This window comes from Leucobacter aridicollis, assembly GCF_013409595.1.
GTDB lineage: Bacteria > Actinomycetota > Actinomycetes > Actinomycetales > Microbacteriaceae > Leucobacter > Leucobacter aridicollis.
The window spans coordinates 3,125,479-3,150,228 of record NZ_JACCBD010000001.1 but is presented as its reverse complement, the minus strand read 5'-3'; the positions used below and the strand labels follow the sequence as shown (position 1 = coordinate 3,150,228).

The following is a 24,750-nucleotide window of genomic DNA, read 5'->3' as shown; positions in this document are numbered from 1 at the left end:
ATTGTGCAGAGCGCGACGGTGACATGGAGTACCAACGGAGGATTCATGGAAGAAGTAGAAGGTATCTCTCGGCTGCGTGAAGAAGTCGCGAGACTGCATCAAGAACTAGTCCGCGCAGGTCTTGTCGTGTGGACTGGAGGCAACGTCTCCGGCCGCGTACCTGGCCGCGATCTGTTCGTCATCAAGCCTTCGGGGGTTTCGTATGACGAGCTCACGGCTGCAGATCTTGTGCTCTGTGATCTCGATGGAAACGTGGTTCCTGGCAGCGAGGGCTGTGAACGGGCTCCATCGAGCGATACCGCAGCCCATGCGTACGTGTATCGCCATATGCCCGAGGTCGGCGGAGTGGTGCATACTCATTCGACCCATGCCGTTGCTTGGGCGGCGAGGGGTGAAGCGATCCCGTGCGTGATTACGGCCATGGCTGATGAGTTCGGAGGCCCGATTCCAGTGGGGCCACTTGCGATCATCGGCGACGACTCGATCGGGCGAGGCATCGTCGACACACTGCGAGGGCACCGTTCGCGCGCAGTCCTCATGCAAGGCCATGGCCCATTCACTATTGGTGTTTCGGCACAGGAGGCGGTGAAAGCGGCAGTGATGCTCGAAGACGCAGCCCGCACGGTTCACGTTGCTCGCCAAGGAGGCAATATCCAAGAGCTACCCGCAGAGATGATCGATCGGCTTTACGACAGGTACCAAAATGTCTATGGGCAGCAGACCGATGATCGACGCTGAAACCGCAGCCAGGGCCATAGCGGCTGGAGAAGCTCGGCTTGGCATCGAACTTGGCTCAACACGTATTAAAGCGTGTCTCACAGATGCTGCGGGTCAGGTCCTTGCAGCGGGCACCCACGAGTGGTCGACCACGTTCAACGGAACCCACTGGACGTATGACCTTACCGAAGTGTGGGGCGGTGTCCAACGGGCTTACGCAGAACTCGTGGCTGCAGCAAAGCGAAGCCTCGGGGTCGCACCGAAGACCTTTGCCGCACTTGGGGTTTCCGCGATGATGCACGGCTATCTTGTGTTCGATGAGGCAGACGAGCTGCTCGTGCCATTTCGTACTTGGCGCAATACGAATACGGGCGGGGCGGCCGCTTTACTCACCGAGCGTTTCGGGGTGAATGTACCTTTGAGGTGGTCCATCGCGCACCTCGGTCAGGCGGTCCTTGATGATGAACCGCACGTACCTCGAGTTGCGTTTATGACAACGCTGGCCGGCTACGTTCACTGGCGGCTAAGCGGCGAGCGGGTGCTGGGGATTGGTGACGCATCTGGACTATTCCCGATTGCAGAAGGGAGTCGCGAGTTTGACCCCAGAATGATCCGAGAATTTGATGAGTTCTCTGCCTCCCTCAGACTGCCTGGTGGCCGGGCATCTGTTGAGCGGGTCTTGCCACGCGTACTGCTCGCGGGTGAGGCAGGAGGAAACCTGACGGACTTCGGAGCTAAGCTCCTCGATCCCAGCGGGGAACTTGCTGCTGGCATCCCTCTGTGCCCACCTGAGGGAGACGCTGGCACCGGCATGGTTGCCACGGGGGCAGTGCGCCCGCGCACCGGCAATGTCAGCGTGGGCACGAGTGTCTTCGCGATGATCGTGCTTGAACATCGACCTACAGAGGTACGCGCCGAAATTGACCTGGTGGCGACTCCTGATGGCGCTGATGTAGCAATGGTTCACTGTAACAACGGGGCCAGCGAGCTCTCGGATTGGGTCAAGCTGTTCGTCAGATTTGCTCAAGCGGCGGGTTGGGAAGTCGAGCCTGATCGAGCATTCGCTGTACTACTTTCCGAAGCGATGAGTGTACCAAACGACCTTAGCCGGCCGCTCGCGCTGAACCTCGTTGCGGGCGAACCAGTGCTCAACCTCACTGATGGGTTGCCCCTTCTGCTTCGCAGGCCGGGCACACCGCTTTCGTTGGCGGGCACTACCCGAGCGCAGCTTGACGCGGTGTTCGCGGCGCTCGCCGTCGGCATGCGTTCCCTGGCGAAACAAGGCATCTCCGTCGATCATCTGGTTGCGCACGGAGGTGTGTTTCGCACCCCGGGCGCCGCAGAGACTGTGCTGGCCCAAGCGCTCGATACGGAAATCGTTGTCCCAAATACTGCGCCGGAAGGAGGCGCCTGGGGTATGGCTCTACTCGCTTCATACTTGCTAGACGGGCGCGGTCGCTCGCTCGCGGACTATCTTGACGACGTCGTGCTCCAAGAAGGCGGCCATCGTTCGGTGGTCGCATCACACGAGCAAGTAGCGGCCTATGACGAGTACCTCAACCGATACCAACGTGGTGTCGATGCGATTCTCATGCTTCAGAACTCACACAAGGAGAACTTCTCATGAGCAAACCTGCTCTCATTAATACATTCGTTAAGCAAGAGGTGTGGTTCGTGACGGGGAGCCAGTCTCTCTACGGCGAGGACACTCTGCGGCAGGTCGCTGAGCAATCGAGGCGTGTTGTCGAAGCATTGGGGTCACTGCCCATTCGAGTGGTGTGGAAACCAGTGGTCATCGGTGCCGAGGGGATCCGTCAACTTGCCCTCGAAGCCAATACAGACCCCCAAGTGATCGGGCTGATCGCCTGGATGCATACCTTTAGTCCAGCCAAAATGTGGATCGCTGGGCTCGACGCTCTAGCAAAGCCCTTGTTGCACCTTCATACGCAGGCCAATGTTGAAATTCCTTGGCAGGACATCGACTTTGATTTCATGAACCTTAACCAGGCCGCTCATGGCGACCGTGAGTTCGGGTACATTCAGACCCGCATGGGTGTGCCGAGGAAAACAGTGGTGGGCCACGTATCTGAGGCGCGGGTTGTAAATGAGGTGGCGGTCTGGCAACGCGCAGCGGCCGGCCTTGCTGACCTCCGCAGCTTGAAGATCGCCAGGTTCGGTGACAACATGCGTCACGTAGCTGTCACCGAGGGAGACAAAACTGAGGCAGCGATCCGCTTTGGGGTCGACGTCAATACGTGGTCGGTCAATGAACTAGCAGAGAGAGTTCAGGCCGTGCGAACCAGCGAGGTTGATCTCCTTATTCAGGAGTACGAGGCTCGTTATGAGGTTGTTCCCGAGCTGCGCCGTGGTGGAGACCGGCACGCTTCTTTGCGCGACGGGGCGGCGATCGAAGCCGGGCTGAGAGCTTTCCTCGAGGAAGGCGGGTTCGGCGCCTTCACAACGAACTTTGAAGACCTTGGTTCGCTGGCACAGCTACCGGGGCTCGGCGTGCAGCGCCTCACCGCAGAGGGGTACGGCTTTGGTGCTGAGGGCGATTGGAAGACCGCGATGCTTGTGCGGCTGGCGCACGTAATGGGTGAGGGGCTGCCGGGTGGTGCCACGCTTATGGAGGATTACACCTACGACCTCACACCGGGAGACGAACGCATCCTTGGAGCGCATATGCTCGAGGTAGCTCCTTCGGTAACTTCTGCTCGGCCGCGACTGGAGATTCACCCACTGGACATCGGAGGCAAAGCTGACCCAGTGCGGCTCGTCTTCTCTGCTGATCCTGGTCCGGCTCTGGTCGTCTCCCTCAGCGACATGAGAGACAGGTTCAGACTCGTGGCAAACACTGTGACCAACGTCACGTCCCCTGACCTCCCAAAGCTTCCGGTGGGGCATGCGGTATGGCGGCCGCAGCCGGACTTCCATACTTCCGCAACTTGCTGGCTTGCCGCCGGCGCTGCGCATCACACAGTGATGACGACACAAATTGGGGTTGAAGCGTTCCGAGACTTCGCGCGCATGACTGGAACCGAGCTGCTCGAAATCGGTGCTGACACTTCGGCACGAGGCTTCGAGCAAGAGTTGCGCTGGAATGAGATTTCCTATCGGCTGGCTGGCCGATGAGTGAGGAACTCGCAGACGTTGGTGCTGCGATGCGAGAAGACTCCAGCACCATGCTGGCCTATGGCGAGGCCTACTCGCTACGACACGGAGATGTCGAAGCGGAGATCGTAAGCATTGGTGCCTCGCTGCGCCGGTTGCGGGTGAGAGGCCGTGACTTGGTAGTCCCATTCGGGCCAGACGAGACACGCCCTGCCTACCGCGGAGCCTTGCTTGCGCCATGGCCGAACCGCATTGTCAAGGGAGTGTACCGCTACGGCGATAGGGAGTATCGGGTACCCATCAATGAGCCGAGCCGTGGTCATGCGCTACATGGTTTGTTGGCATGGCATCGGTTTCTACCGCTTGAGGGCGCTGCTGTTTCAGCACTGAGTCGGACTCTCTCGGACGCCGAGCTCACCCTCGAAGCGGTGATCGATCCCAGTGATGGTTATCCTTGGCGTGTACGAGTGCAGAGCACTTTCACACTTGACGAGGCCGGTCTCACCCAGCGAGTCACCGCAACAAACGAAAGCGATACGGAAGCGCCCTGGGGTACTGGTCCACACCCGTATTTGCGCGCACCCAGCGGGACACTCGATTCATGGACTTTGGAGCTACCCGCTGCCAGCGTCCTAGAAGTTAGTGAGCCGGGGCTAGCACCACTCAGTCTTGTGCCAGTTGACGCTGTGGATGCTTCTCGTTTTGACTTTCGAACCCCACGCCAGATTGGCGCGGCACAGATTGACCATGCATTTACCGATCTCGTCCGGGACTCCGAAGAACTCGCGGCGGTCGCGCTCACCGATCAAAACGGTGACGGAGTTGAGATGACCTGGGGACCCGGATGCCCATGGGTGCAGATTCACACAGCCGACTTATCCGTGCCCGAATGCACGCGACTAGGGCTCGCGGTCGAACCCATGACGTGTTCACCTGATGCCTTTAACGATCATGCCTACGGTTTTGAGACCGGGCTCGTGCGCCTCGCGCCGGGCGGTGTGCATCAGGTGAGTTGGCGCATCGGAGCGCGATCCTCCGGGAACTCGAATGAGTAGCGTGCGACCACTGCGCGCGAGCAACAGCACCGCTTTACCAGCAACCCCACAGCGCGAGGCCTACCGCGGCACCGCGTCGATTGGTAGCGTGGCGGCATGACTACCCAGGCATCCAAGGCCCAGCGCCTCTCCGAACTTCACGCAGCCCCTGAGATTCTTCGCGTCGTCAACGTCTGGGACGCGATCTCGACGAAGGCCGTCGCGGCCCTCCCCGAGACGCGTGCGATCGCGACCGCCGGGCACTCGATCGCGGCGACGTTTGGCTACGCCGACGGTGAGATCCCGCTCGAGTTGACTCTCGACATGGTCGGACGCATCGTCGAGGCCGCGGGAGAGGTGCCGGTGAGCGCCGACCTTGACGCGGGCTACGGCGACGCGGGGGAGGCGGTGCGCCGCGTCATCGGCGTTGGCGCTGTCGGCGCAAACATCGAGGACCGGCTGCGGCCGCTCTCCGAGTTCGTCTCCGAGATCGAGGCCGTCGTCGCTGCCGGCGCCGTCGAGGGTGTGCCGTTCGCGCTTAACGCCCGCACCGACGCGTTCGTGCGCGCGGGTGGGCGGCCGTTGGAGGAGTCCATCGCCGATGCGATCGAGCGCGGGCGCGCCTATCTCGCCGCGGGCGCGGACGTCGTGTTCGTGCCCGGCGTGCTCGACGCGGACACCACGCGCAGGCTCGTTGAGGGGATCGGCGAGCGGAAGATCAGCGTGATCGGGCTGCCCGGCGCGCTCACCGCGCGCGAGTACGAGGATCTCGGGGTCGCCCGCATCTCGTACGGCCCGATGACGCAGCGGGTCGCGCTGACCGCGTATCAGGATCTCGCGATCGACCTCTACCGCGACGGGGCGATCCCGGCGTCGGTGCGCGAGCTGAACTAGAGGAGGGGGCTCCCGTTCGGGCCGCCGCGAAGCTCGGTTCGGCACCGTGCGCAGCGGCGGTCCAGGGCGTATTCCGCCCTGGACCGCCTTCTAATGTCTGTCATCTTTCGCGGTGATCTTTGACCGAAGTCGGCTCTTGCGTATCACCGACACCTCAAGTGCCGGCCGCATGGAATCGAAGGCCGCCTAGAGGGTATGAACAGGAGCGGTGCCCACGTCTTTCTGGACGTCGACAAGGTCAGTCCGCGCTGTCTCGGGGGTGAAGAGGAGCCCGACTAGTGACAGCGTGCCGACTCCAATGAGGAAGAATGCCGGCGACGCGGAGTTACCAGTCGACGCGATGAGCCATGTTCCGATCAGCGGGGCGACCCCACCAAACAACATCGCGCCAACATTGAACGGTAGCGCAAACCCGAGGTATCGGGACTTGGTGCCAAACATCTCAGTGAAGAAGGCAGGGAATACTGCATCGTTCATCGCGAAGAAGACGAGGGATGCTACGAGCACGAGTGTGGCGAGGACGACGCCACCCTGCGAGAGAAGCAGCATGATCGGGTAGCTCAGCAGTATGAAGGAGGCGCTCGAAATGAGGAGTGTACGTTTGCGTCCGATGCGGTCGGAGAAACGTGCCATCAGAGGGATCAGAGCGATATGGGCCACGAGCCCAATTGTGACCACGAGCGTCGAGCTTGCTGGTGACATGCCGGCCTCTTCAATGAGGAACGTGGGAACGTAGCTGAGCAGCAGGTAGTACGCCCCAGCGTTGAGTGACATGACGAGTAAGACCTTCAACATCGCTGGCAGGCTGCTGCGGATCTCTGACCAACGCGCACTGTTCGGGGTCTCGTTGCCGCTCTCGATGGACTGAAGCTCGCGCTCTCTTTCCTGCAGGCGGCGGAACTGCGGGGTATCTTCCAACCGCGCGCGAAGCCACAACCCGATCAGGCCCAATGGTCCCGCAATAAAGAATGGAATTCGCCATCCCCAGGATGCCATTTGACCTGGGCTTAGTGCCGCGTAGAGCACGGTCGCCATGATCGATGCGAGTAAGAACCCTGCTGCTGCGGCCATTGGAACCACACTTGTGAGGATTCCTCTGTGTTTCGCCGGTGCATACTCGGCAACGAAAGTCCCTGCCCCTGCGTATTCTCCAGACGCAGAAAAACTCTGGGCGACGCGGAGCGTGAGCAGGAGAATTGGGGCAACGACGCCAATTGCGGCATATCCCGGCAAGAAACCGATGAGGAACGTTGCTGCTGACATTACGATGATCGTGGTCGCAAGAATCTGCTTCCGTCCGATTTTGTCGCCGAGAGAGCCCCATAGGAGTGCCCCGAATGGGCGGACGAGGAACGAAAGCGCAAACACGGCGAAGGTGCTGAGAAGGGCTACTGTCCGGTCTTCAGCCGGAAAGAACACAATTGCGATGGTGGTTGCCAGGTAGCTATAGCTCGCGTAGTCGAAGTACTCGAGAAGGGTTCCGAGTCCGCTCGCGACAAGCACGCGTCGAAGCACCGTCCGGTTCTCAGTCTCCGTGGTGGTGGTATTGGTGGACATGGGTGCTCCTCATTGAGTCCCGAGCGACCGTGCCGGCCGCTGACAGCGGGTGAACATGAATAGCGTGGCACCACTGGACTCGGCAAGGAATGGACGTCGTGGTCAAGTCGTCTGCTGGATATTGTCCGCCACGGATATAGTCACGTAGCGTCGTTCGCCCCTTTGGCTTTGAGCGCCAGCCAAAGCTCGGTTTGCACGTCGATGCTTTCAAGGTCGTGACCAGTGAGCTGTGCGATCCGCTGTATGCGATTGCGAACCGTGTGGCGGTGGACACCGAGTCGCAAAGCGGTCGCTTCTAATGAGCGGCGTTCGCTCAGCCAGGAAGAAAGTGTAGTGACTAGATCGTTGCCGCCGCGAGCGTGCTCGATGGGGGCGAGCGCCGCCGCAGCGAAATCCTCTAAATAGGTGGGGGGAGCAATGCGAATAAGAAACTCATGCGCTGCCCCGTCCAGGTACTCGATCGGACTGTCGACCCGGCGACTAGTCTCCAGGGCGAGTTTGGCCTGCCGCAAGGTGCGGCCGACGTGCTCGGGAGCTAAGAGAGTACCAATACCGACTGCGCTACTCAGGCCGTATTCGGATAGTGCCCTGCGGGGGTCATCGACTGTGAGGCATTCGACGAGCTTGCCTTGCTGGCGTATCAGACTTGTGTTGAGAAGTACCGACAAATCATCGACGAGCACCTCCGCGTGAGTATCGTTTTTCGCTTCGACTGCGAGCCCACGGAGTGCCGAGTCTGTCACGCCGAGCGAGCGTAGGTATGCACGTGCTCCGCCTTTGTCTGCGAGCTCAACGAGTCGAGTCATGCGGTGGGATCTCTCCCTTCTAGTCGCGTCGCCAAGTAGCCAATGGCGCTCATACTCAAGCGCAAGGAGTGATCGGAGCGCGGGAATTGCGAGCTGCGCGCTCGTGTCATTGCTGGGGTTGCGCACGAGAAAGCCGCGGACAATGTCGTTGCCTGCGAACGGGGTCAGTTCGAGGTGCGGCAAGCCATCTTCTGCGAGCGTCTGCGTTTCACCTATCCGTGGCGGTTCATGCTTTAGAGCCTCGCCAACAGGTGCGAGGAACTCTGCAGAGAAATTGCGGCTTCTCCCGAGAGGTTGGCCGAGCCTGGTGAACACGGCAACAGGCTCCCCAGTCTCGAGCCGCCAACTGTCAAGCAATCTTTGTGTCCCGCCCCCGCGGGCCACGACAGTCGTGAGGTCGATTTGCAGGGCAAGCGCGCGTTGTAGCGCCGAAGAGTCCGGCCGCTGGGGTTTGGGGGAGCTCATCGAGCTATTTTACCAAACCTTATACACCGCGCATATAAACGTGTCATCTCACTGTTTATTAGGGCGATTCAGTTGCCTTGCTGTGGATCCTACGCTGGGGTATGAACGGCACAGCCGCAACTAAACCGTCAATGAAAGGAAGTGGGCGATGATCGGTCAGAACGAGTACTACGAAGGTCAGGTACGGAGCCTCGAGTTCAAGAATGCGCAGGGCAACTTCACCGTCGGAGTGATGGAGCCGGGCGAATGGACTTTTGAGGCGCCTATCCTTGAGTGGATGCGTCTCGTGCGCGGAAGCTGGGACGTGCAACAGCCCGCGGGGCAAGGCGAGTGGACCACCTACACCGAGGGTGAGGAGTTTGAGGTGCCTGGAGGCACGGACTTCACGGTTCGCGTCACGGATACCGTCGCTTACCTGTGCCCGTATACGGGGGAGTTTCTGGGGCATCTCTCTGCATAGTGCACGTTAAGGCGCGGCACCGGCGCGGCCTGCAAACGATGGAAGCCGCGCCGGTGGCAAACCTCTGCACCCGCGCAAAAGCGGTTAATGGCGTTTAACGTTGTCAACGACAACGTTTCCTACTCTAGGCGAACCTGCGTTGCCTAGCGGTCACGTGCGTCCGACCGCAACTCGGAGACGAGGCCAGCGCGATTTCCCTCGGCGGCGTAGGTCGGGGAAAATGCCGCTTTGGATGTGGGAGCGCACGAGCAGCTGTTTCCATGCGATAGAGCGGACCGGGATTGACCACTCCGGAAATCTGGCCGAACGCAAGGCCCGGCGATCTTGTCCCCTCGTTCTTAACTTGCCGTTCGAGCGCGATTGGGCGGTGCAGCAACAACCGCGTGAGAGCCGTCCGATCGAGGGTCGCTTGCTGCCGAAAAGGAACCCGTCTCGGAGACGGTGACTATGTTCGCGTGGCCGACTACGTCGGAGAGACCTTCCAGACGCTTCACCTGGAGCCCAGCCAAGGCGACCTCTTTGAGGATCGCTTTGTGTACCGCAGCCTCCGCTGTAAATGTCGTCGGCACGTCGGCCGGCGTTTGCCGCCCTACGAGCCATCTGGCTCGTGCGACTGCATCGGCGGGGTGCGCGCCCTCGACCATTGAAGCAAAGATTTGGGCGTGAATCTGAGGCTGCCCCTGCCCACCCATGGTCGCGAACACGTACTTCAGGTGCCCATCTTGCGTTGCCAAGACTGGCATGAGCGTGTGAGCTGGACGTTTCCCGGGGGCATGGCAGTTGGTTGTTTCTGGGTTGAGGGAGAACGATGTGCCACGATTCTGGAACAAGATACCCGTGCGTGGCTCCAAAATCGCGGCGCCGAATTGGAAGTATACGGACTGAATGAGAGATACCGCATAGCCATCGGCGCTGGCCACGGCGATGCCAACGGTGTCACCCATGGGGCGACCCTTGTACTCCGACGTGACGACGGTGGGAGCCTCCACCTTCATGAGGGTAGCTCCGCTGGCGGCCCCGAACCTCGGGTCGCCGAGATATTGATCGCGCACCGCGTTCGTCACTAGAAACTGCTCGGCGAGGCGGGCGCGGTCAATGGCCGCCGAAGCGTCAGAGGATTCTGACTGTACCCGGGAGAGCGCGCGCAGCAACGCGAAGCCCTGCGTGTTTGGGCCGCTCGTGTACACGCGGTGCCCCCACACGTCCGCGTGCAGGGGAGAACAAATCGCCGGGCGGTACTGTGCAAGGTCTGCTGCAGTGATGCCGGATCCCAGAGCGCGGATCCCGGCGAGCCAGGCCGCTCCCACTTCCCCTGTGTAGAACTCGTCGGGCCCGTTCTTGGCGAGGGCCTCGAGCGTGTTCGCGAGAGCTGGTTGCCTGAACAGCTGACCCTGTTCGATGGGTTGGCCGTTAGCGAAGAAGACGGTTGCACACCCTGAATCAGCTTGCAGAGTATCTTTCAGCAGCGTAATGCCTTTGGCCACGGAGCTCGACATCGGGATTCCGTCGCGAGCAAGTCTCACCGACGGAGTGACTAGATCGCGCCACGGGAGCTTCGCCCCCTGGGCAGCGAGTGCCTCAAGGCCGCGAATCGCACCTGGGACGTTGATCGTGTCCACCCCATACATCGGCAGCTGTGCGCCATGCCGCTCGCGCAGCTCGTCGGTGGTTGTTCCGCTCCCCGCTCCGCCGGTCGCGTTCACCTCGGTGATGTTGCCGTTTGGGTCTCGCACGAGGGCTACAAGGTCGCTTCCGAGGGCCACATTGTTGGGGTATACGACGCACAAAGCGATCGCTGCGGCGACAGCGGCATCGATCGCGTTCCCACCGGCTGCGAGAATGGCCGAACCGATGTCGGTCGCATCAGAATGGGGGGTCGCAAGCGCCCCAAGTTGTGTTGACATTCGCTCAGTCACCTCGTGTTCTGTTCGTGCGCTGCGTGGTGGCGAGTCGGGGTACCCGGTCCAGGCGCGGTCTGCCCCGACACTTTCGTGAGTAGGTCGTGTGCGAGTACTGCGACTTGTAGCCGTAGGCAGGTGTCCTCGTCGTCGAGGCTCGCTCCGAGCACTGATTCCACCCGCTCCAACTGCTCGTAGATCCAGGGTCTTGAGACAAACGATCGCTTCGCTGCGAGCGACTTGTTCCGCCCTGCAAACAGGTAATTGCGGAGCGGGGTGATTAGATCAACACGGTGTTCGGCCTCATATCGACGGAGTGTCCCGAGCATGTCTTCCACGTACTGCGGAAGCCTGTCGCCCTCGCTCACCGCGAGCAATAGCCCCTCGAGCCCAAGGTTCTGCCGCTGTACGGGGCTCTCGTGCAATTCGAGCGTTCTCGCATGCTGAGCGGTTTCGACGGCTTCATTGAGCACGCGCGTGGCGCCGGGCGCGCCACGGTCAGGTCCGGCCCAAGCAACGAGCACCTGCTCGGTGCCGCGAGCGGCGAGCACACTCGTGGCTATCGCCGCGATCGACGAGCTATCCGTCTGGGCGTCGCACATCACGAGGAGGAGCACGGTTCCCGGGCGCTCCCTCGCGCAAAGGAATGGAATGTTGTGCTGCGAGAAATAGGATCTCACCGCAGCGCTGGCGCGGTGTAGCAGGTCGAATTGTTCCGCGGCTGCGCCGGTTGCTCCCACCTGAACGCTGATATGCAAAGCCACCAGCACCGCGGTACGCACGGGAAGCCCCATGGCCTCGGCAACCTCAACTCCCTGTTCAGCGGATGAACCCCCGCGTAGCAGGTCCTCGATGATGTCGAGGTGCGTTGTCTCGTGCACGATCCCGCGGTCGCGCTCGACGATCCTGCCGAGTGCAAGAGTCGCTGCCGAACGTTCGAGCAGGGCCACGAGGGTTTTCCTCACGGAACTCAGCGGGTCCTGGTCAACGCCCCTCGGGAAGGTCTCGTCGGCGGCCGACATCAGAATGAGCCGGCCCCAGTCATCGCCTCGGATCCCCACCGTGGCAACGAGCCACCCCGTGCGTGGGTCAAAATCAGTGCGTCGCATCGACCGGTGGCGCTTCGTGTGCTCCGACCACTCGGACACCACGTCCTGCTTCGTTCGGCGACCCGGCGACACCTCAAACAGTTCGTGGCTGAGACTCTCGAGCACCACCGGGCGATCAGAGAGGCGCGAGACCTCGGCGAGGATCTCGTTAGCCGAGCTGCCGTGCGCGAGCATCGCGCTGAGGGTTTCATGAATCTGCTCTGACAGTTGCAGCTCATGCAACTGGCTCTCCGCCAGGCGCGTGTGCACGTCCTCGGTGATGCTGACGAACGCGGTGTGCCTGCGCAGTACCACTACAGGCATGCCCCGGTCATCGGCCGCCTGCAGCATCTCGAGCGGGAGTGACAGCTCGAACCTCGGTCCCAGCCCGACCACGAGGGCTGAGACTTCTGCCAGAGCGAGCTCCTCGATGTAGCTGGCGAGCGCACCCGGCGCATCCGGGAGCGCAATGCCGGTGGTGAGCACCATTTCGTGGCCTCTGAGGAGGCCGGCGATGTCGGTAATCTCGCTGATGTGCACCCAGCGTACAGGCTGGGAGAGACCCACCGCCCCGGCTACGACGACCGGGTCAGCGGCCACCAATGAATCGAATTGGAGCACCTGAGCAACGCTCGGGAGTGGAGCCCTAGGGCTCCTCTTCGACACACGAGTCATCTCACCAGTCCTGAACGAGGGACCACAGGAGCTTCGATCCCAGCTCGATGTCCGCAAGCGGTACGAACTCGTCCGCGGTGTGCGCCTGGTCGGTGGCTCCGGGGCCCATGACGGTGCACGATTCGCTGCCGGTGAGGGCCGCAACCATGGAAGCATCGGTGTACGCCTCGTGCCCGTCTGCGCCGCCTACGACCGGCTGCTTTCCCGCGTGCTGCGCATAGGCCGCGCGCAGCCCTCGAATTATCTGCGAGTCGTCGTGTGCACCGACGGGTGGTCGTCGCGCGCCCAACAGCTCGACGTCGAACCTCGCGCCGGGGTGCTCAGCGATGGTCTGAGCTGCGGTCCGTGTGAGCATGTCAACGGCATCCTCCGGGACGAGCGGGGGAACGATCCGCAGATCGAGCTCAGCCTCAGCGCGCCCGGGGACTACGTTGGTGGCTACGCCCCCGTGAATCGTTCCGCAGGTGAACCGGGAACGGCCCAGGATCTCGTCCTCGAACGGAAGCGCGGTAAACGTGGTTTTGAGTCGGTCCACAATCTTCGCGAGTACGTGGTTTGCGTCGATGCCCAGATGCGCTCGACCCGCATGGGCCATGCGACCGTGCACGATGAGCTTCGCCCAGCGCAGGCCCATCTGTCGCTGTCGTAGCCGCATGCCCGTTGGCTCGGGCGCAAGCACTTGGTCATCCGCGCGCACTATGCCGTCAGCGACTAACTGATGTGCTCCGAGCATGCCGGGAGCTTCTTCATCGACGGTCGCGATGAGCACGACGTCGCTCCTCGGCGTCGTGTTGGTTTGGACGAGAGCTTCGACGAGGCCGATGCCGAGCGCCAGCCCAGCCTTCATGTCGCACGCACCCCTGCCGTAGATGCGGTCATCATCGATCACACCGCCGAGCGGCGGGTACGTCCACCCCTCGCCGATGGGCACGGTGTCCATGTGTCCGAGGATCACCAGCCTGGGAGCGAGGGGATCTACTCCTGGCACGGTCACCATGACGTTGTCACGGCCGGGTTCGACCTCCATGCGAACCGGTTTGAGCCCGATCCCTCGCAGCCGCTCGGTCACCCAGTCGGCGCACTCCGCTTCGAGTGGACCCGGGTTCTGGCTGTCGATAGAGATCAGTTTCTGTGTGTCGACCACTACCCTGTCAAAGTCAATCATCACGAAACCCTTTCAAATGCCTTCACTCGTTCTGAACTTGTTGCTACGGGCCTAAGGGCCATCAACGATGATGGCCTGCCCGCTGACTCCGCTTGACTGCGGAGAGATGAGGAAACTCACGACTGCCGCAACCTCATCGACCGTGATGAGCCTGTTAAAGGCAGACTCTGCCGCGAACCGATGCAGGATCTCCTCCGTGCTGACTCGCTCGCGGGCGGCGACGTCGGCTGCGAGCGACGCGAGGAGCGGTGAATCGACGTTTCCGGGGCACACCGAATTCGCCCTGGCTCCGCGCTCCGCAATCTCCGCAGCGAATGACTCGACGAACCCGATCAGTCCGAACTTGGTCGAGCAGTAGACCGAACCACCGGCCTCGCCCGAGAGCCCCGCGACTGAGGAGAGGAACACGTATGCGCCGGGGGCCAGGATCCGCTCGGCAGCCGCGCCGACGTGAAACGCGCCCTGGAGATTGACCCGCTGCAGCCGCTCATACGCGCTCCAGTCGGTGGTGGCCACCGGGCCGGTGTAGTTCACACCCGAGGCATAGACTACAGCGTCGACCTCGTTGCAAACCTTCTCGAGCGCGGCCTCGACGCTCGCGCGATCGGTCACATCGCACGCAACCGTGCGCCAGTTGCGTGGCAGGTCCTCCTGGCGCGCAATCGCATCGGGCAGATCGGCAATGATCACCCCGTACCCTGTGGCATCGAGGGCGCGACAGACCGCACGGCCGATCGAGCCCGTTCCGCCGAAGACCAGCGTGCTCCTGCCCGGCATCACAGTGCTCCGACCCGGCGAATGGCTGCCGCGATCGATTCAACTGTTGGCAGCACCGCGCGCTCGAGAGAGATCGCAGCGGGGATCGGCACGTTGTCGAGTCCGTGCCGTGCGACGGCGTCCAATGATGCAAGCCCCAATCGTTCAACCGTCCCTGTGATGAGTTCGCCGCTCAGTCCAAAGCCCAGGTAGTCTTCATCGACGACGAGCAACCTGCGCGTCTTGCGAAGCGAGGCCACGATTGTCTCCCAGTCAATCGGAACAACGCTCCGCAGGTCAATCACTTCAGCACTCATCCCCTCAGCGGCGAGTGTCGCCGCGGCCTCGAGCGCGTGAGCCACTGACCCGCTTAGCGTCACGACGGTGATGTCACTACCCGGATGCACCACCGCTGCCGTGCCGAGCGGAACCGTGTAGCGTTCTTTTGGCACCTCTGTGCCAAAAGAGAACTCGGCTGCCTTCTTCAGGAGCAGCCCCTTGTGCTCGATGAACACCACGGGGTCTTCCGATTGCACTGCCGCCGCCATGAGCCCCTTGCTGTCGTGCGGATTTGAAGGAGCGACGACCCTGAGTCCGGGCAGGTGCGCGAACAGCCCCCAGAGGCTCTGCGAGTGCTGAGCTGCTGACCCGATTGCGCCGCCGGCGGTTTTCACGACGATGGGCATGGTCACCTTGCCACCCGACATGTACGGGTTCTTCGCGATGGCGTTGTAGACCTGTTCGAGGCATACACCGATGAAGTCGGCGAACATGATCTCGACCACCGGGCGGTATCCCTCGAGTGCGAGCCCGACCGCCATTCCAGTGAACGCGGCCTCGGCGATGGGGGTATCCAGCACGCGCTCCGAACCAAACGCGCGCTGCAGACCGCGCGTACTGCCGAAGACCCCGCCCTGTCGGCCGACGTCTTCGCCGAGCACGAGTACGGAATCGTCCGCGGCCATTTCGAGCTTTAGGCTCTCCGCGATCGCCTGTGAGATGTTGATGTTCTGACGCAGCGTGGTCATGAGATCTCCTCCGTGCGAATGTCGAGTCCGGAGGCGAACACGTGCTGGCGGGCAGTTGCCGGATCCGGGAATGGGTCGTTGAGTACCTGCGTACGCAGTGCCGTCATTTCGTCCTTGGCCTCGTCCTCGATGCGGTTGAGTTGCCTCTGGTCGATGCCGACGCTCAGGAGTTCGGCGCGAGCGAGGACGAGTGGGTCGTGGGATACTCTGCGCTCTTGCTTCTCAGCCTCGGCACGATAGAGGTCGAGATCGCCCTCGTAGTGTCCTCGGAATCGGTAGCAGGTCGCTTCGATGATCGACGGCCCCTCACCTGCGCGAGCACGTTCGATGGCAGCTGCGATGGCTGCCCGAGTCGGGGTGACCTCGAGGCCGTTCACGCGTTCTCCGGCGGCGGCATATGCCGGCGCGCGCTCTGCGATAGTGGCGGTTGCGCTCGTCTCAGAGAATGGCACTGAGATGGCCCACTCGTTGTTCTCGACGACGACAACAAGTGGCAACCGCATGGCGCCGGCGATGTTCATCGACTCCGCAAATGGGCCGGTATTCGTTGATCCGTCGCCCACGACCGCAATAGCCACGGCATCATCCCCGCGCAGTCGTGCAGCGTACGCGTGGCCGAGTGCCACTGACACCGTGCTGCCGACAATGCCGGTCGTCGAGAAGTTCCGGTCTGGGTCGAACAGGTGCATGTGGCCGCCAAAGCCGCCGCACAGGCCCGCTTCTCGTTCGTAGATTTCCGCGAGTAACGGGTAGAGGGGCACCCCCTTGGCGATCGCATGCAGGTGGTTTCGATGCGTGCTCACCATCGCATCCGAGTCATGCAAGAGCCCGGCGAGCGCCGCCCCGATTGCCTCCTGGCCCATGGCGAGGTGAACCTCGCCATGGATCTGCTTCTCAGCGACGCCCAGGCGGCACACCTCCTCAAACTCCCTCATCCTGCGCATGAGGCGGTAATCCTCAACTCCACGATTCATGGGCGGTACCCCGTCTCTTCCTGTGTTGTCGGTTCTTCAAGCTCAAAAATGATTCCTCCGGGACTGCGCAGGTAAGCTGCTGGGCCCTCGGAGAACTCGACGATCTCGCCGAGCATCTCGCCTCCTGCGCGACGGGTTGCCTCAACCGCCGCGGCAATGTCGGTGACGAGGAATGCCGTATGCCCCACTCCCACATGAACCGGCAAACTCGGGTCAAGACCGGCAGGAACCGCGTGCACTCGGATGAGTTCAAGTCGTGTGTCCGCTGTCTCGTTTCGCAGCTGCACCAGGTCGCAGGTGATGCCTGGGACCCCGACGGTGCGTTGAAAAAGATCGCCCATGTTCGTCACGCGAAACTCCTCGTGGAACCTAAGCTCTGCGCTGTAGAATTCGACCGCTTGATCGAGGTCTGCGACCACGAGCCCGTGGTGATGGATGCCGGTGACGAGCCCGGCGAGCGTGTGCGCGGGTGACGTAGTCATTTCACTCGAGCCTTTCTTGCGGTGATGCCGCCGACCGGCAGCGTGATGCCAAAGACTGATCCCGCCTGTGGCTGCTCACGTCGTTGTTGGGCGTCGAGAGCGGCGGTGGCGGAGGTGATGTACAGGGTCTGCAGCGAGTCACCGCCGAATTCGCAGCTGGTGACATTGCGGCAGGGAAGCAGGATCTCCTGGCTCCAACTTCCGTCGAGTTCCAAGCGCCTTAGGCAGCCCTGCGACCACAGCGCCACCCAGATACTGCCCGCTGCGTCAACCGAGATTCCGTCGGGTGGCCCGTCATCGATGCTCACGAGCACTCGGCCCTGTCCGACAGTGTGATGCACAGGGTCGTACTCGAACGATGAAATCGTTCCCTCATGACTATCAACGAAATACAGGGTGGACAGGTCGGGAGAAAACGCGATGCCATTGGGCATGCCAACACCGGTGACACACTCGGTTGGAGCGGAATCAATCGGCCTGAGCCTCCAGAGGCTGCCGCCCGGTTGCATGTCTCGGCGCATCGTGCCGAACCAGATCTCCCCGCCGGCTCCCACCGTGCCGTCGGACAGCCGCATGTCACTGTCCTCGGGTAGCACTCGCACGCTCCGCACGAGGTTCCAGGCACTGTCGTGGAACTCGATGCGGTCGTTGAGCAGGAGCGCGAACCCTCCGTTGTCACACGGGAGCGCCTTGCTTAGGGTGCCGTTGGCCTCGTGCACGAGCGCGGTTCCCTCCGCATCGCTGCGGTGCAATCGGCCGTTGGGTATGTCGACCCAGTAGAGGGAGCCATCGTGCCATACCGGTCCCTCGCCGAGCTCAGCGCCTGCCGCGAATACCTGTCGCGCTTCCATGCGGATCATTTGTCATCACCACTTATGAATCCAAGAGTGCGTAGTTCGGGAGTCAGAGCCAGCAGGCGAGCACGTCGAGCGGCTGCGTCCGCGGCGACGAGATGCGTGAGACGCTCCTCTGCCCTCGTGATCTTTCGGTCAAGCTCTGTGCCGAGGGGGAACCGCTGCCTCCCAGCGACCACCACCGAGTACGGAGCGAATGGCACGGTGCCGTCGAGCAGCGCCTCGATTCCCGCGGTCACCGCGCTCACATCGCAGTCGATGCTGATGAGGTCGGCCCATGCGCCCCTGGAGATCTGTCCGACTGGCTCGCCGAGGGCTTCCGCGCCACCGAGCGTGGCTGCTGCGAATGCAGCCGAGAATTCGAAGTGCGTATCCGCGCACGCGCGCACCTCACCCGGGAAGTCAATCGGCGCTGACACTTGACTGTCGAGCCCCATTGCGGTGGGGATCCCATTCAGCACCCATTCCTCGACGGTGGCATGCCCGGTCGTCAGCGAGGCATTCGACGTGTGACAGTGCACGAGGCTGGCGCCCGCGCGAGCGATCACCGTGAGCTGCTCCCGCGTTGCGAAAGCGGCGTGCGCGAGGGAGGTGAAAGGGCCGAGAAGTCCGGCCTCCGCGAGTCGCCGTATCTGGTCGTGTCCTTTTCTTGACCAGCCCCGCTGTGCGCTGCTCTCGAGCGCGTGTGCGTGCACGCGTTTGGCGCCGCGCGATTCGGCGATGACCCGCAGTGCCTCGTCGGAGCACCATTGGGGTGCCACCGGCCCTACGCCCAGCTGGATGAGTGGTGCGTGCGGAGCGATCAGTTCCTCCGCCGCTGCCACGAATTTCCGCCACTCATGAGGCGCGAGACCGCGCTGCGGCTCGCCGAGTCTCTGGTGCAGCGTGACCGTATCCGGAACAAACTCGTCCTGATCGGTGAGACCCAGTACCAGCAGTGCCCGCAGACCGACGTGACTGACGGCTTGCACCACATCACTGAGTTCTTGTAGACGTCCGGCCATGTCTGACCAGCTGTGCAGCATGATTTGCACCGAGGTCACGCCAGCACGCAACAGCTCTGCGCTAGCCGCAAGCGAGTCTTCTGCTCCAGGCAGAGGGGTGAGCTCAGGCAATGAGTAGATCCATGCTTCGAGCCTGCGATCAGGCATGGTGGCCTGCTGCACTGCTGCTCGGCTACGTAGATGACTGTGCGCGTCGACGAAGCCTGGCAGCGTGAGCCCCGGTAGGTCGATAATCTCTGCCGACATGTGTCTCTCCCGCATCGAGGAGAATCCGCTGACCTCTATGACTCGATTGTCGCGGACTGCAACGCCCCGATCGAAGCCGATGTCCTCGCCGGCTCGCGGGTAGAGCGCTTCGCAGCGGAAGAGAGTGCTCGTCATTGTGATCGCGCCCATCTCACGACAGAACGCTCGCACAGGGAGACGACTGAGAACAGCACCGCGGCGAGCACTGCCGACGCGAGCACTGCCGACCACATTGTCGGCATCCTCAACGCCAGCCAGGAGGTGATCACGAGGTTTCCGAGACCACCGCCCACAATCCACTCGGCGGTCATGACACCGAGGACCGCGTTCGGCGCCGCGATCCTGAGGGCGCTGAAGAATGAGGGCATCGACGCCGGAATGCGTACGCGGAGGTAGGTCGTCAGGCGGGAGGCATTCAGGATGCGCATGAGTTCGAGCGATTCCGTGCGCACCGAGCGCAGACCCTGCAGAGAGTTGATGAGCGTGGGGAAGAATACGATGAGTGCAGCGACGACCACAGTGGCGGCGGCACCACGCCCGACAGCGAGCGTGATGAACGGGGCCAGTGCCACGACCGGAATTGATCGGAACACGATGGCTCCGGGAAAGATAATGCGCGACAGCGTAGGCGATGCCGAGATGAGCAGAGCGCCGATGTAGCCGACCGCGTTGCCGGCGACGAACCCGAGTGCAGTCGAAACGCTTGTCTGGCCGAGGGCCCGTAGCGTGTCCGGCCAGTCCGCGTGCGTGATGATGTCGAGCGGGGCAGGGAGAATAAAGCTGGGGACCCCGAACACCGTGACGGCGCCCTGCCACACCACTATCACCGAGACGAGTACCAGCAGGGTGGAGCGCAGGTCGTCCCAGTTCACGCGCTTCCGAGTGCGCTTGGGAACGAGAATGTTTCGCGTCAGTGTCATACTTCAGCCCTCCGCTGTGAGCTTTCGTGCCAGGGTGTTGCCACTCGCGCGATCACTCCGAACAGCAAGATGATGAGTCCGTTGATCGCGGTCGCGAGGACCACGATCGCCCAGAGGTCCGCCATCTTGTAACCGAACATTGCATGCATCATCGCCAGTCCGAGCCCCGATTCCGCGCCGATCCATTCGGCGATGATCGCGGCGATGAAGGCTGCGGGGGCAGCGATTTTCAACGAGGCGAGAAAGTCGGGGGCCACCGCCGGAGCGCGCAAATTCACGAGAGTGCTCACGTAGTTCTGGTTGAGTACCTTCCCGAGCTCGAGTATCCGCGGGTCCTGTGTGCGGAGCGCGGTAGTGATGTTCACCACAATGGGGAAGTAAGCACCCAGCATGGCGATGGCGATCTTGCTCCAGACGCCGAGACCCAGTGCTGCGACAAGTGCAGGCGCCAGCGCGATGAGTGGGATGGAATAGATGATGAGCGCAAACCGGTAGATGCCCTCGCCAAGCAGGCGAAATCGGTCGATCATAAGAGCGAGCACGGTGCCGAGAGCGATCGCCAGCCCGAGGCCCGCAACGGTCTCACCCAGGGTGGTGAGCGTGTTGATGCTCAACGCCACGCGCTTGTCCCAGATCGTCGTGAGGATCTCCGAGGGCGCGATGAGCGGCGATGTCGGGTCGGTGCGGCCCCGCCCCAGCAGTTCCCACGCGACGAAAATCGATAGGTACACCATCACCGGGACGAGGTACTTTTTCACCTTAGTCATCGAGACCCCGATAGGCATCGGTCAGCAGCGAAGTGAGGCGGTCCTCGTACTCGAGGAATTCGGATGCTCTGGTGAGGTCCTGGGTGCGTGGCCGCGGCAGGCTGATCGTCTCGTCCGCAATGATCCTGCCCGGGTTTCGGCCCATCACGAGCACGCGATCCGACATGAAGACCGCTTCGCTCACGTTGTGGGTGACGAGGATCGCGGTGGTGCCTGACTCGAGCCAGATTCGCTGCAACTCCTCGTTCAGCTGCCTGCGCCGCAACTCATCGAGACCGTTGAAGGGCTCATCGAGAAACAGGATTCGGGGTGAGAGTACGAGCGCGCGAGCGATGGCTACGCGTCTGGCCATGCCCCCCGAGATCTGTGAGGGCATGCGGTCTTCGAATCCCTCAAGGCCGACGAGTGCGAGCATTGCTCGGGCCCGTTCGGTGCGCTCTACCCGAGGCACCTTCGCAACCTGCAGTGGAAGGGCTACGTTCTCCAGGCAAGTGCGCCACGGCAGTAGCACCGGGTCTTGAAAAACAAAACCGAACGCACCGTCGAGCCTTGCTTCACGGGGTGTTTGGCCGAAGAGATTCAGCGTGCCCCGTGTCGGTGCAATGATGTCGGCAATTGTGCGCAGCAGTGTCGACTTCCCACACCCCGAGGGCCCGAGCAAGGTGGTGAACCCGCCCTGTGGGATCTCAATGTCTATTCCCTGGAGCGCGAGATAGGTGCCGCTCGCGGTCTTGAATTCGACGGCGACGTCTTCAACCAGGAGGGCTGGCGCCGTAGCTGCACTCACGGGGTCACGCCCTCGATGCGCAGGAGACGTGCGAGGTTAAGCCCTTCCACCAGGGCGCGGTCTGCCTCATCGGAGATGGCCCGTTTGATCTTGGCGCGCTCGAGATCGAAGTGGTTGCCAGGCCAGTCGGTGCCCATGATGAGCTTCTCGGCGCCGACCCTGCGGTAGGCCATCTGCACCTCGATGAGTTGCGTGCCGGAGGTCTCGAGAAAAATGTGGTCATTGCGCTCGGCCACGATCATGGCTTCCGTCACGTTCCAGATCGTTCCCATGTGGGCGATGATCACTGGGACGCTGGGAAACCCCTTCGCGATCTCCTCGATCGATAGCGGTGCACAGAAGGGGTCGTCGAGCGCGTTCACCAGGATGACGAGTCCGGCCTCAGCAGCTGCCTGAAAAATCGGGTCGAGCAGTCCGTGATCCGCGAAGTGGTAACCGTGCATGGTGGGGTGTAGCTTGAGTCCCTTGAGCCCGAGCTGCCCGACCCGGTGCACGGTCTGCACCGCGTCAGCCTCGCGCGGGTTTACCTGCCCGAATCCGATGATGCGGCCGCGTGATTCGGCGACGGTCTGTGCGATGAACTCGTTGTCGATCATCTGCCCGAGCGAGCACCCGACAGCCATGTCGACCCCCGCGAGGTCCATGTGGGTGATCATCGTCTCCGGGGTGTACGATTCAGCCGTCAGATAATCAGACGTGCCGCCGGCCTTCCAAGTGTTGTTGTAGGCGTCAATAATCACGGAGCACTTCCTTCGTCGTTGAATGTGGCTGAAACTTGGCGGCAGCGAGCTGCGGAACTAGGTGCCCGACTGGGCGTCTTCGAGCACGGAGGTGTCGACGAAGTCCGCAGCGTTGAGGGTGTCCTTGAGTGTGCCTGCCTCGACGAGCGCGTCGATGATTGCCTGCATCTTCGTGACATCGACGCTGAGCACTCCGTCGGGTGACTCGATGAGATCTTTCTGGATCTTGGCCGTCTCGGTCTCAGTGGCGAGATCGAGGCCACCCGCGGGATTGACTTTGTTCACCACGAGGCCAGCAATCTCCTCCGGGTTTGCGTTCATGTACTCGAAGCCTTTGATGCTGGCCCGCATGAAGCCCACAATGGTGTTGCGATTCTTCTCGAGGTTGTCTCTAGTCGTGATGATTACGTTTCCGTAGCTCGGGACTCCGAGGTCTTCGAGGAGCAGCGCGTGGGTCTTCACCCCCTGCAGCTCCAATGATGCACCCTGGGATGTCGCGTATCCGGCGTAGCCCGAGACTTGCTTGGTGGTGAGCTGCGATGGGTCGGTGCCGGCGGAAACGAAGGTGACGTCGCCCTCCGATAGGCCAGCGGACTTCGAGATCGCCTCGAACTGCGCGAGTGAGGCGTCTGACACGGCGATGGTGCGGCCCTTGAAGTCCTCGACGGACTCGATGGGGTCCTCCGCGAGGCTGATGATTGAGAACGGAGAGGTCTGGAACACGGTTCCGAGGATGACGAGTTCTTGGCCGTCTTCGATAGCGACGAGCGCGTTGGTGTTGTCCTCATCGCCTAGCAGCGCTTTGCCTGTGGCGACCTGCTGCCACGAGAGAATATTGGACCCGCCTGCGGTAAATTCTGCGGCGATGCCCTCGTCGGCGTAGAAGCCCTCTACGTCGGCGGCGAAGAAGCCGCCAAACTGGGTGAGCTTGAGCCAGCCTAGCTGGTAGTTCACCCGGGCCTCGCCGGTCGCTGTGCTGCCGTCGTTGGCAGGGGCGCATCCGACAATCCCAATTAGTGCCGCGCTGACTAGCGCTGTGACTACGGTTCTGCGAGTAATCTTGTTATTGTGAAACATCGTCGTTCCGTCCCTCTTTGATTTCGAAGTCACCGTTGATTGCGTCATCGTTGATGGGGTGATAGTGGATGGCTATGGACGTGGACTCGCCGACTCAGTGTTGCCATCTTTTATAGATCTTTGTGGACTGAAGGTCCGGCCACAATGGACAGTCTGTATCGGGAAACTGCCAACGATTGACAGAGTGTAAGTGGCTCCGATGTTTGCCGATCCGCAGACGGAATTCGCGCCAGTCTGGCCCTGACGGAGGTGGGATGGCATGAACCGACGACAGCAAGTTGAGTACGTGACCGCGCTCGTTGGCGCGGTCTTAGCAGGCACCTCATTGGCACTTCAAACGGCTGTGAACGGCGGCCTTAGTGAGGCGTTGGGAAACCCCGTTCTTGCGGCGTTTCTTTCATTCACGGTCGGCTTGTTGATCGTGAGCCTTGTTGCGTTGCTCAACGGACAGTGGCGGGAACGGTTGATCCCGCTTCTGCGCATTGCGCGGTCCCGCACCGTGCCATGGTGGTGTTGGTCAGGCGGTATCGCCGGAGCCTATTTTGTCTTTGCGCAAAGCGCTTCAGGCGGCACGCTCGGTGTCGCTCTCTTCACCATCGGGGTCGTGGGTGGTCAGTCGATTGGAGGTCTTCTGCTCGACCGTATTGGGGTTGGCCCCGCCGGAGGCGTCCCGGTCACTGGTCTACGCGTAGCGGGCGCAGCAACCACTGTGTGTGCGGTTGGGATCTCGGCGATCTCCACAGACACCCCGAGACCACTCACCTGGGTGCTCCTTCTGCCAGTACTTGCAGGGGTTGGGGTGAGCTGGCAGGCAACTGCCAATGGCGCTCTGGCAAACACAGCTCGAAGCGTGCTGGCGGCAGCCATCGTAAACTTCGCTTTTGGGTGGATGATCCTAGCCTTCGCCGCTGCCGTCTCGCTTGCGCTGGGAGGCTGGCCGGGGGCTTGGCCAGGCGGCTTGGCATATTACGTGGGTGGCGTGTTTGGAGTGGTCTTCATTGCCGCGTGTGCGGCGCTCCTTCGGGTGCTGGGGGCGTTGGTTCTTGGTGTGGCGACCGTTGTCGGCCAGATGGTCGCTTCTGTAGTAATTGATTCGGTCTTGACGGAGGCTCCAACTCCGTCAATGTTCGCAATAGGTGGTGTATTTATTGCCGCCCTCGCGGCAATAATGGTTGCGTGGCCCAATCGAAGATCTGGCGCATAGGAGCGAGGGTATGCGGGTCCGAGGCGTCTGGTGAACGCTGC

At 61.9% G+C, this 24,750-nt stretch carries 23 protein-coding genes; 7 read left to right on the top strand and 16 right to left on the bottom strand.

Annotated features, from left to right (window positions below; all coding sequences use genetic code 11):
* The first annotated feature begins 45 nt into the window (after nucleotides 1–45).
* The 5 genes from BJ960_RS14545 to BJ960_RS14525 all read left to right on the top strand — a co-directional run bounded on the left by BJ960_RS14545 (nucleotide 46) and on the right by BJ960_RS14525 (nucleotide 5,756).
* Nucleotides 46–738, top strand: a complete 693-nt coding sequence (locus BJ960_RS14545) for an L-ribulose-5-phosphate 4-epimerase (RefSeq protein ID WP_185987814.1) — start codon at nucleotides 46–48, stop codon at nucleotides 736–738.
* Nucleotides 704–2,344, top strand: coding sequence for an FGGY-family carbohydrate kinase (locus BJ960_RS14540; RefSeq protein WP_185987813.1), 1,641 nt, complete (start codon nucleotides 704–706; stop codon nucleotides 2,342–2,344). Before BJ960_RS14545 ends, BJ960_RS14540 begins: the two co-directional genes overlap by 35 nt.
* Nucleotides 2,341–3,849: an L-arabinose isomerase gene (gene araA, locus BJ960_RS14535; RefSeq protein WP_185987812.1), complete on the top strand. Its 1,509-nt coding sequence runs from the start codon at nucleotides 2,341–2,343 to the stop codon at nucleotides 3,847–3,849. Before BJ960_RS14540 ends, araA begins: the two co-directional genes overlap by 4 nt.
* On the top strand, nucleotides 3,846–4,883 hold the full coding sequence (locus BJ960_RS14530; RefSeq protein ID WP_342354341.1) for an aldose 1-epimerase family protein: 1,038 nt from the start codon (nucleotides 3,846–3,848) through the stop codon (nucleotides 4,881–4,883). The genes araA and BJ960_RS14530 overlap by 4 nt, the downstream gene beginning before the upstream one ends.
* A gap of 96 nt (nucleotides 4,884–4,979) precedes the next feature.
* The gene (locus BJ960_RS14525; RefSeq protein ID WP_185987811.1) at nucleotides 4,980–5,756 is read left to right on the top strand and encodes an isocitrate lyase/PEP mutase family protein; all 777 of its coding nucleotides are present in this window, start codon (nucleotides 4,980–4,982) and stop codon (nucleotides 5,754–5,756) included.
* A gap of 186 nt (nucleotides 5,757–5,942) precedes the next feature.
* Here the strand turns inward: BJ960_RS14525 and BJ960_RS14520 are convergent, their stop codons facing one another.
* Entirely contained in the window at nucleotides 5,943–7,313 is a 1,371-nt protein-coding gene (locus BJ960_RS14520) for an MFS transporter (RefSeq protein ID WP_185987810.1), read from the bottom strand.
* A gap of 140 nt (nucleotides 7,314–7,453) precedes the next feature.
* Nucleotides 7,454–8,584 carry a PucR family transcriptional regulator gene (locus tag BJ960_RS14515; RefSeq protein WP_185987809.1) on the bottom strand — a complete coding sequence of 377 codons (1,131 nt, stop codon included), beginning with the start codon at nucleotides 8,582–8,584 and terminating at the stop codon, nucleotides 7,454–7,456.
* A gap of 148 nt (nucleotides 8,585–8,732) precedes the next feature.
* Between BJ960_RS14515 and ppnP the strand changes: the two genes are divergently transcribed.
* The gene (gene ppnP, locus BJ960_RS14510; protein WP_185987808.1) at nucleotides 8,733–9,044 is read left to right on the top strand and encodes a pyrimidine/purine nucleoside phosphorylase; all 312 of its coding nucleotides are present in this window, start codon (nucleotides 8,733–8,735) and stop codon (nucleotides 9,042–9,044) included.
* A gap of 338 nt (nucleotides 9,045–9,382) precedes the next feature.
* Here ppnP and BJ960_RS14505 read toward each other — a convergent pair whose 3' ends face one another.
* Genes BJ960_RS14505 through BJ960_RS14440 form a run of 14 tightly spaced genes read right to left on the bottom strand, consistent with a single transcriptional unit; the run spans nucleotide 9,383 to nucleotide 23,382 of the window.
* Nucleotides 9,383–10,960, bottom strand: a complete 1,578-nt coding sequence (locus tag BJ960_RS14505) for a gamma-glutamyltransferase family protein (protein ID WP_221936315.1) — start codon at nucleotides 10,958–10,960, stop codon at nucleotides 9,383–9,385.
* Nucleotides 10,957–12,705 (bottom strand): PucR family transcriptional regulator, encoded by a 1,749-nt coding sequence (locus BJ960_RS14500; protein ID WP_237463437.1) that lies wholly within the window; start codon nucleotides 12,703–12,705, stop codon nucleotides 10,957–10,959. Before BJ960_RS14500 ends, BJ960_RS14505 begins: the two co-directional genes overlap by 4 nt.
* Before the next feature lies 1 nt (nucleotide 12,706).
* Complete coding sequence (locus BJ960_RS14495) at nucleotides 12,707–13,870, bottom strand: M20 family metallopeptidase (RefSeq protein ID WP_185987805.1); 1,164 nt, start codon at nucleotides 13,868–13,870, stop codon at nucleotides 12,707–12,709.
* A gap of 51 nt (nucleotides 13,871–13,921) precedes the next feature.
* Entirely contained in the window at nucleotides 13,922–14,647 is a 726-nt protein-coding gene (locus BJ960_RS14490) for an SDR family NAD(P)-dependent oxidoreductase (protein WP_185987804.1), read from the bottom strand.
* Nucleotides 14,647–15,654 (bottom strand): alpha-ketoacid dehydrogenase subunit beta, encoded by a 1,008-nt coding sequence (locus BJ960_RS14485; protein WP_185987803.1) that lies wholly within the window; start codon nucleotides 15,652–15,654, stop codon nucleotides 14,647–14,649. Before BJ960_RS14485 ends, BJ960_RS14490 begins: the two co-directional genes overlap by 1 nt.
* Complete coding sequence (locus BJ960_RS14480; RefSeq protein ID WP_185987802.1) at nucleotides 15,651–16,598, bottom strand: thiamine pyrophosphate-dependent dehydrogenase E1 component subunit alpha; 948 nt, start codon at nucleotides 16,596–16,598, stop codon at nucleotides 15,651–15,653. Before BJ960_RS14480 ends, BJ960_RS14485 begins: the two co-directional genes overlap by 4 nt.
* A gap of 26 nt (nucleotides 16,599–16,624) precedes the next feature.
* Nucleotides 16,625–17,110 carry a VOC family protein gene (locus BJ960_RS14475; RefSeq protein WP_185987801.1) on the bottom strand — a complete coding sequence of 162 codons (486 nt, stop codon included), beginning with the start codon at nucleotides 17,108–17,110 and terminating at the stop codon, nucleotides 16,625–16,627.
* Nucleotides 17,107–17,961, bottom strand: a complete 855-nt coding sequence (locus BJ960_RS14470) for an SMP-30/gluconolactonase/LRE family protein (RefSeq protein WP_185987800.1) — start codon at nucleotides 17,959–17,961, stop codon at nucleotides 17,107–17,109. Before BJ960_RS14470 ends, BJ960_RS14475 begins: the two co-directional genes overlap by 4 nt.
* Before the next feature lie 5 nt (nucleotides 17,962–17,966).
* Entirely contained in the window at nucleotides 17,967–19,349 is a 1,383-nt protein-coding gene (locus BJ960_RS14465) for an amidohydrolase family protein (protein WP_185987799.1), read from the bottom strand.
* Nucleotides 19,346–20,134, bottom strand: coding sequence for an ABC transporter permease (locus tag BJ960_RS14460; RefSeq protein WP_185987798.1), 789 nt, complete (start codon nucleotides 20,132–20,134; stop codon nucleotides 19,346–19,348). The genes BJ960_RS14465 and BJ960_RS14460 overlap by 4 nt, the downstream gene beginning before the upstream one ends.
* Nucleotides 20,131–20,901 (bottom strand): ABC transporter permease, encoded by a 771-nt coding sequence (locus BJ960_RS14455; RefSeq protein WP_185987797.1) that lies wholly within the window; start codon nucleotides 20,899–20,901, stop codon nucleotides 20,131–20,133. The genes BJ960_RS14460 and BJ960_RS14455 overlap by 4 nt, the downstream gene beginning before the upstream one ends.
* The gene (locus tag BJ960_RS14450) at nucleotides 20,894–21,688 is read right to left on the bottom strand and encodes an ABC transporter ATP-binding protein (RefSeq protein ID WP_202229108.1); all 795 of its coding nucleotides are present in this window, start codon (nucleotides 21,686–21,688) and stop codon (nucleotides 20,894–20,896) included. Before BJ960_RS14450 ends, BJ960_RS14455 begins: the two co-directional genes overlap by 8 nt.
* On the bottom strand, nucleotides 21,685–22,428 hold the full coding sequence (locus BJ960_RS14445) for an amidohydrolase family protein (RefSeq protein WP_185987796.1): 744 nt from the start codon (nucleotides 22,426–22,428) through the stop codon (nucleotides 21,685–21,687). Before BJ960_RS14445 ends, BJ960_RS14450 begins: the two co-directional genes overlap by 4 nt.
* A gap of 57 nt (nucleotides 22,429–22,485) precedes the next feature.
* A complete protein-coding gene (locus tag BJ960_RS14440; RefSeq protein WP_185987795.1) occupies nucleotides 22,486–23,382 on the bottom strand; it encodes an ABC transporter substrate-binding protein in 897 nt (298 codons plus the stop codon).
* A gap of 382 nt (nucleotides 23,383–23,764) precedes the next feature.
* Between BJ960_RS14440 and BJ960_RS14435 the strand changes: the two genes are divergently transcribed.
* Nucleotides 23,765–24,709: a DMT family transporter gene (locus tag BJ960_RS14435; protein WP_185987794.1), complete on the top strand. Its 945-nt coding sequence runs from the start codon at nucleotides 23,765–23,767 to the stop codon at nucleotides 24,707–24,709.
* Nucleotides 24,710–24,750: the final 41 nt, after the last annotated feature.

What these genes read in the sequence shown, in the direction of transcription:
- BJ960_RS14545 (WP_185987814.1), top strand. Translation starts at nt 46, where the DNA reads ATGGAAGAAGTAGAAGGTATCTCTCGGCTGCGTGAAGAAGTCGCGAGA.
- BJ960_RS14540 (WP_185987813.1), top strand. Translation starts at nt 704, where the DNA reads ATGTCTATGGGCAGCAGACCGATGATCGACGCTGAAACCGCAGCCAGG.
- araA (WP_185987812.1), top strand. Translation starts at nt 2,341, where the DNA reads ATGAGCAAACCTGCTCTCATTAATACATTCGTTAAGCAAGAGGTGTGG.
- BJ960_RS14530 (WP_342354341.1), top strand. Translation starts at nt 3,846, where the DNA reads ATGAGTGAGGAACTCGCAGACGTTGGTGCTGCGATGCGAGAAGACTCC.
- BJ960_RS14525 (WP_185987811.1), top strand. Translation starts at nt 4,980, where the DNA reads ATGACTACCCAGGCATCCAAGGCCCAGCGCCTCTCCGAACTTCACGCA.
- BJ960_RS14520 (WP_185987810.1), bottom strand. Translation starts at nt 7,313, where the DNA reads ATGTCCACCAATACCACCACCACGGAGACTGAGAACCGGACGGTGCTT.
- BJ960_RS14515 (WP_185987809.1), bottom strand. Translation starts at nt 8,584, where the DNA reads ATGAGCTCCCCCAAACCCCAGCGGCCGGACTCTTCGGCGCTACAACGC.
- ppnP (WP_185987808.1), top strand. Translation starts at nt 8,733, where the DNA reads ATGATCGGTCAGAACGAGTACTACGAAGGTCAGGTACGGAGCCTCGAG.
- BJ960_RS14500 (WP_237463437.1), bottom strand. Translation starts at nt 12,705, where the DNA reads ATGACTCGTGTGTCGAAGAGGAGCCCTAGGGCTCCACTCCCGAGCGTT.
- BJ960_RS14495 (WP_185987805.1), bottom strand. Translation starts at nt 13,870, where the DNA reads ATGATTGACTTTGACAGGGTAGTGGTCGACACACAGAAACTGATCTCT.
- BJ960_RS14490 (WP_185987804.1), bottom strand. Translation starts at nt 14,647, where the DNA reads ATGCCGGGCAGGAGCACGCTGGTCTTCGGCGGAACGGGCTCGATCGGC.
- BJ960_RS14485 (WP_185987803.1), bottom strand. Translation starts at nt 15,654, where the DNA reads ATGACCACGCTGCGTCAGAACATCAACATCTCACAGGCGATCGCGGAG.
- BJ960_RS14480 (WP_185987802.1), bottom strand. Translation starts at nt 16,598, where the DNA reads ATGCGCAGGATGAGGGAGTTTGAGGAGGTGTGCCGCCTGGGCGTCGCT.
- BJ960_RS14475 (WP_185987801.1), bottom strand. Translation starts at nt 17,110, where the DNA reads ATGACTACGTCACCCGCGCACACGCTCGCCGGGCTCGTCACCGGCATC.
- BJ960_RS14470 (WP_185987800.1), bottom strand. Translation starts at nt 17,961, where the DNA reads ATGGAAGCGCGACAGGTATTCGCGGCAGGCGCTGAGCTCGGCGAGGGA.
- BJ960_RS14465 (WP_185987799.1), bottom strand. Translation starts at nt 19,349, where the DNA reads ATGACGAGCACTCTCTTCCGCTGCGAAGCGCTCTACCCGCGAGCCGGC.
- BJ960_RS14460 (WP_185987798.1), bottom strand. Translation starts at nt 20,134, where the DNA reads ATGACACTGACGCGAAACATTCTCGTTCCCAAGCGCACTCGGAAGCGC.
- BJ960_RS14455 (WP_185987797.1), bottom strand. Translation starts at nt 20,901, where the DNA reads ATGACTAAGGTGAAAAAGTACCTCGTCCCGGTGATGGTGTACCTATCG.
- BJ960_RS14435 (WP_185987794.1), top strand. Translation starts at nt 23,765, where the DNA reads ATGAACCGACGACAGCAAGTTGAGTACGTGACCGCGCTCGTTGGCGCG.